Raw genomic sequence first — 6,113 nt, 5'->3', positions numbered from 1 at the left:
TTCGTGCCCTGGCCGAGCTGCGGCTGGAAGTAGCCACCGACGTACGTCGGCACCAGCTCGCCCCACTGGCCGTGCGGCGGATCTTCGTTCGGGTTGCCCTGGTCGTAGTTCAGCGGACCACTCGAGTACGGCGTGCCGCCGATCACGAGGTCGTACTGGATCGTGGCCGGCGAAGCCTGATTGAGCAGGTTGTGGATGTAGGTGATCGCCATGTGGACGGTGGCGCCACGCACGTAGTGAACGCCGTAGGCCGCGGTGAAGCTGTAGAACGGCAGACGGCCGCCGAAGCACGCGATCTCGCCCGTACCGAAGTTCAGCATGAACTTGCCGTCGGCATCGGGAGACCACCACGGCGCGACGCGCAGACCGATTTCGCCGTTCGGGTCGTTGCCGTCGGCAGCGACGTCGGCGCAGAACGTGTACGCGCTGCAGTTCTCGAACTGGGCTTCGGTGGCGCCGCCGTCGGTCGAGAAGCTCCACGTGTGCAGATTCGCATAGCCGAAGCACACCAGATCCTGATCGCTGATCACGATGGACGCCGGATACGAGTTCGTGACGTTGAGCGTCGAGATGGGACAGTCGTTGAACACGCGCGTGGTGACGTTCGCCGCGTTCGGGTTCGGCGTCGAACCCGGACACACTCGGCCGTCGGCGTACGCCGACGAGGCCGCGGCGAGAACACCCGCCAGCGCGAGCAACACGATGGAGTAGCGGATCCGCTGCATGCGTTCCTCCTTCAGGGTGGTGAGGCGTGATGACGTCGCGGATCGACGATTGTGCAGCCAACGCTGCACGACATCCAAGCTCCGCGAGGAGACAAGGCGGACCGACGCGCCCGAATCGCGTCCCTGCAGCATCCCGCGACGGACAGAAGAGTGAAGTCCGGGGGGATGGGGGTGGCGGGAGCCAGCGCCCATCGCGGTACATGAAAACGATTACATGCGCGCAAGGCCGGGTCAAGGAAATGATGAAGAACGCGGAGCGATTGGGGCCCGGCAAGGGCATCGCGCACGGTCGAGCCCCGGGGATTCCGGTGTCCCGGATGCCGTGCGCCATGAAGCGGACCGCCGTTGTTCCGGCCGGCGGACCGGGAGGCTCGTGGCCGGCCGCTGGGTCGATCGGGGCTCGGCGTAGCCTGCCCCGAGGGCGAACCGCCCCGTCGCCGCGGCGGAGGCGTCACCCCGCCCGAGCAGGGGCCGCGCGTGAGCCGGGCAAGGTGCTCGCGATCCTCATCGGCATCCTCGCGCGGATCGTCGCCTTCGTCGGGTTCCTGCTCGCGTCGATTCCCTTGCACCCAGCGCAACGATGCGGTGATTTCCCGCGCAGTGTCAGCGGGCCCCCGGCGTCGTGGCGCTGCGGGTCATCCACGAGCGGAGTCCGTGGAAGTTGCTCTTCGTGAACGTCACGTCCGACTCGCTGCTGCCGCGATGCGCGGGCGACTCCGCTCCCTCCTCAACTCTTGCCATCTCGTGCCGATGAGCTAGAGTGACATGCGTTCCGCCGGGGACCCTGTGTGTCCCCGCCTGTTCAACCGAGGGCCCTGTGCGCCCTCCGAGATAGGAAAGGACGAACCATGGCCACGCATGCTTCGGCGAACGATCGCTTCGCCACCCGCGCCGCGCTGTCCACCTCCGCCGGCGCCGTCACGATCCACCGCCTCGATCGCCTCGCGTCGCGTCTCGGCGTCTCGCTCGAGCGCCTGCCGTTCTCGATCCGCGTGCTGCTCGAAGCGGCCCTGCGCCACTGCGACGGCTATCAGGTCACCGAAGCCGACGTCGAGCGCCTCGCGCGCTGGAATCCGCACGCCACCGACGTGTCCGAGCTGCCGTTCAAGCCCGCCCGCGTGATCCTGCAGGACTTCACCGGCGTGCCGTGCGTCGTGGATCTCGCCGCGATGCGGGACGCGGTGCGCCGTCTCGGCGCCGATCCCAGGAAGATCAATCCGCTCGTGCCCGTCGATCTCGTGATCGATCACTCGGTGCAGGTGGACGTGTTCGGCAACGTGATCGCGCTCGAGCGCAACGCCGAGATCGAGTTCCAGCGCAATCGCGAGCGCTACGAGTTCCTGCGCTGGGGGCAGAAGGCGTTCTCGAACTTCCGCGTGGTGCCGCCCGCGACGGGCATCGTGCACCAGGTGAACCTCGAGTACCTCGCGCGCGGCGTGCTCACGCAGAAGCAGGGGAGCGAAACGCTCGCGTATCCCGACACGCTCGTCGGCACCGACTCGCACACCACGATGATCAACGGGCTCGGCGTGCTCGGCTGGGGCGTGGGCGGCATCGAGGCCGAAGCGGTGATGCTCGGACAGCCGCTCTATCTGGTGATGCCGCAGGTGGTCGGCTTCAGGCTCTCGGGCGCGCTGCGTGAAGGCGTCACCGCCACCGATCTGGTGCTGACCGTGACGCAAATGCTGCGCAAGAAGGGCGTGGTCGACAAATTCGTCGAGTTCCACGGTCCCGGTCTCTCGGCGATGTCGCTGCCCGATCGCGCCACCATCGCCAACATGTCGCCCGAGTACGGCGCGACCATGGGCTTCTTCCCGGTGGACGACGAAACGCTGCGTTACCTCCAGCGCACCGGCCGCGGCGACGCGGCGAAGCTGGTCGAAGCCTATTGCAAGGCGCAGCAGCTGTTCCGAGCCGATTCGACCGCCGATCCCGAATACTCCGATACACTCTCGCTCGATCTCGGCGACGTGGAACCGAGCCTCGCCGGCCCCAAACGGCCGCAGGATCGCGTCGCGCTGAAAGAGATGAAGAGCGCGTTTCGAAAGAGCCTGATCGCGCCGGTCAAAGAGCGCGGCTACGGGCTCGCGGAGGGCGAAGTCGGACGAACCGCCGAGGTCGGCATCAATGGCGATCGCTCGAAGCTCGCGCACGGCTCGGTGGTAATCGCGGCGATCACGTCGTGCACCAACACCTCCAATCCGTCGGTGATGGTGGGCGCGGGGCTGCTGGCGCGGAATGCGGTGGCGCGCGGGCTCAAGCGCAAGCCGCACGTCAAGACCAGCATGGCGCCGGGATCCAAGGTGGTGACCGAGTACCTGCAGCGCGCGGGACTGCTCAAGGATCTCGAAGCGCTTGGGTTCGACGTGGTGGGCTACGGATGCACCACGTGCATCGTGGAGGGCACGCCGGTACTGCTCTCCAATGGAACCGCGCAGCGCATCGAGGATCTTCCGGCCCAGGGGGGCACTCGATTGTTCGGGCCGGACACAGAGCGGCGTCTTGCGCTCGCCCGGCAGACGGAGCGGATGGATCAGGGCCTGCGGGAATGCGTGACGCTCGTCCTTCAGGACGGCCGCACGCTCTTGTGCACGCCGGATCACGAGATCCTGCGAGCCGACGGTCGCTGGGTCCGCGCCGACGCGCTCGACCTCGAGAAGGATCGCGTCGTGGTCGGCCTCGAGGCGCCGCTGGATTTGATCGACGACGACGAACGCGGCTACGAGCTACTCGCCGGCGATTTCCGCTTGACGATGGAGACGACCGAGGAACGGCTGCGGACACTGGCGTTCGCCCGCCTGCTCGGACATCTCCTCAGCGACGGGTCAATCAGCGTCACTGGACAGGGACGGATGAACGCCGGGCAGGCGGTGGACCGAGAGTCGATGCTCGACGACATCGAGCGCGTCACAGGCAAGCGGCCGGCCGGGAGCCGTTACGACGAGCGCAAGTGGAGCATCGCGATTCCCATGGAACTGACCGCCGGGATCCGATCGCTGGAGGGAGTGCGCGTCGGGCAGCGCATCGGCCAACCCGCGACACTGCCGGCCTTCCTGCTCGATTCCCGCTGCCCGAACGCGGTTGTCCGCGAATTCCTCGGCGGACTGTTTGGAGCCGACGGCTGGGCCCCGACGCTCGGGCGCCAGAGCTCGAATGAGAGAAAAGCGATCGTCAGGCCTCCGGCGTTCTCACAGACCTCGAAGGCCGAGCACGTTCCCGCGCTGAGAGCCATGATGCACAATCTCTTGCGGCTGCTCGCTCGCTGCGGAGTCGAGACCGACGGGTACGGGCTCTACGAGTACCCCACAAGGCGCTCGGCTTCGACCTACGCCGCCGCGCGCGACGGGGACCCGCGCATCGAAGTGCGACTCACGCTCCCGGACGGTCTGTCGTTCGTGGAGCGCGTGAGCTATCGCTATTGCGTTGACAAGTCGCTGCGCGCATCCGCTGCCGCGGTGTACTGGCGCACGGTGAAATCGGTGGAACAGCAGCGCCTGTGGATGGCTGAGCGACTCGAAGCCCATCGCCGGCGGGAGCCCGCGGTGGTCTTCGCGAGCGCTCGCAGGGCCGCGGCGACGGCGTTGCTCGAACGCGAGACACCCGTGTTCCCCCACTACTCGTTGCTCGAAGGGCACGACCGGTTCGACCGACTTCCTCGTCGAGAAGGAAAATTCAAGCCTCTTCACCGCGACCAGTGCGGGTTCCCCTCGCCGGTCGAACTGTTCCGCGAGATCGGAGCGCGCGACCGCTTCGCCGCGCTCGAGCCGAGAGTGGAGGACAAGCGCTATTGCGTGGAGAAGGAGGCAATGACGCTTCCCACGCTCGCTCTTCGCGTCATCGACCGGCGGCCGGCGGGGCGGCGCCGGGTGTTCGATCTCGCAGTCGAACGCGTGAATGCGTTCGTCGCGGGAGCCATCGCGGTGCACAATTGCATCGGCAACTCCGGTCCCCTCCCCGCGACGATCTCGGCTGCGGTGAGCGAGAACAAACTGGTCGCGGCCGCGGTGCTCTCGGGCAACCGCAATTTCGAGGGCCGCATCAATCCGCAGACGCGCGCCAACTACCTCGCGTCGCCGCCGCTGGTGGTGGCGTACGCCCTGGCCGGTACGGTGGACATCGACTTCGACACCGAGCCGCTCGGGACCGACCGGTCCGGGAAGCCGGTGTTCCTGCGCGAGCTGTGGCCGTCGCAGAAGCAGATCAGCGACACCGTGGCCTCGGCGCTCGAGCCGGCCATGTTCCAGAGGTCCTATGGCAACGTGTTCGACGGCAATCCGAAGTGGAACGCGATCCCGGTAGGCGGAGGCGAGCGCTACGAGTGGGATCCCGCCTCGACCTACATTCACGAGCCGCCGTTCTTCCAGAGCCTCACGCTCGATCCCCAGCCGGTGCGCGACGTGAAGGGCGCGCGTGTGCTGGTGATGGTCGCCGATTCGGTCACCACCGATCACATCTCGCCGGCCGGTGACATCGCGCTCGAGAGTCCGGCGGGGCGCTGGCTGCGCGAGCGCGGCATTCAGAAGGGCGACTTCAACTCGTATGGCTCGCGACGCGGCAACGATCTGGTGATGGTGCGCGGCACCTTCGCCAACATCCGACTCAAGAACCTGCTGGTGCCGGGGAGCGAAGGCAACATCACCACTTATTTCCCGAGCGGCGAGACGCTCTCGGTGTTCGACGCCGCCGAGCGCTACCGGGCGGCGAACACTCCGCTGCTGGTGCTGGCGGGGAAGGAGTACGGCTCGGGCTCCTCGCGCGACTGGGCCGCGAAGGGAACGCTCCTGCTCGGCGTGCGCGCGGTGCTGGCCGAGAGCTACGAGCGCATCCACCGCTCGAACCTGGTCGGCATGGGCGTGATGCCTCTCCAATACGAACCCGGCAGCAACGCTGAATCGCTCGGCCTCACCGGCGCCGAGGAGTTCGACATTTCGGGCCTCGAGGGCGAACTCAAGCCCGGCATGCGAGTGCTGATCAAGGCGCGCCGGCCGGACGCCGAGCTGTCGTTCCGCGCGATCGCGCGCCTCGACACCCCGGTCGAGGTGGAGTACTACCGCAACGGCGGCATCCTCCAGACCGTGCTGAGGAAGCTGGCCCGGAGCTGATGCCCCGGCAACGCGACGCATCCGCGAGCGCGGCCGGCGGGAAGATCGCCGGCCGCGGCGTTCGCAATCCGGAGTTCGAGGCCGCGGTTCGAGCGAGCTTCGCCCGCCAGCGCCTCATGAGCACGCTAGGGGCGCGACTGGCGGTGGTGAATCCCGGCCGGGTCGACATCGAGCTTCCATTCTCCGCCGCGTTCGGCCAGCAGCACGGCTACCTGCACGCCGGCGTGCTCGCCACCATCGCCGACTCGGCGTGCGGCTACGCCGCGCTCACCCTGTGCGAGCCCGG

General features: G+C 67.6%; 3 protein-coding genes. 2 read left to right on the top strand and 1 reads right to left on the bottom strand.

Annotation, left to right across the window (positions count from 1 at the left end):
• Positions 1 to 725: hypothetical protein (locus tag VMJ70_15810; GenBank protein ID HTO92597.1), on the bottom strand; the 725-nt coding region annotated here is incomplete at its 3' end.
• A gap of 848 nt (positions 726 to 1,573) precedes the next feature.
• On the opposite strand from VMJ70_15810, the gene acnA reads away from it, so the two are divergent.
• Complete coding sequence (acnA, locus tag VMJ70_15805) at positions 1,574 to 5,827, top strand: aconitate hydratase AcnA (GenBank protein ID HTO92596.1); 4,254 nt, start codon at positions 1,574 to 1,576, stop codon at positions 5,825 to 5,827.
• A partial coding sequence (locus tag VMJ70_15800) for a PaaI family thioesterase (protein ID HTO92595.1) occupies positions 5,827 to 6,113 on the top strand: 287 nt, incomplete at its 3' end. The genes acnA and VMJ70_15800, both read left to right, overlap by 1 nt.

The sequence above is a fragment of the Candidatus Sulfotelmatobacter sp. genome, from assembly GCA_035498555.1.
GTDB lineage: Bacteria > Eisenbacteria > RBG-16-71-46 > RBG-16-71-46 > RBG-16-71-46 > DATKAB01.
This window is presented reverse-complemented; position numbering and strand designations above follow the sequence as displayed.

Coding starts and splice junctions, on each gene's coding strand:
- acnA (HTO92596.1), top strand. CDS start 1,574: ATGGCCACGCATGCTTCGGCGAACGATCGCTTCGCCACCCGCGCCGCG.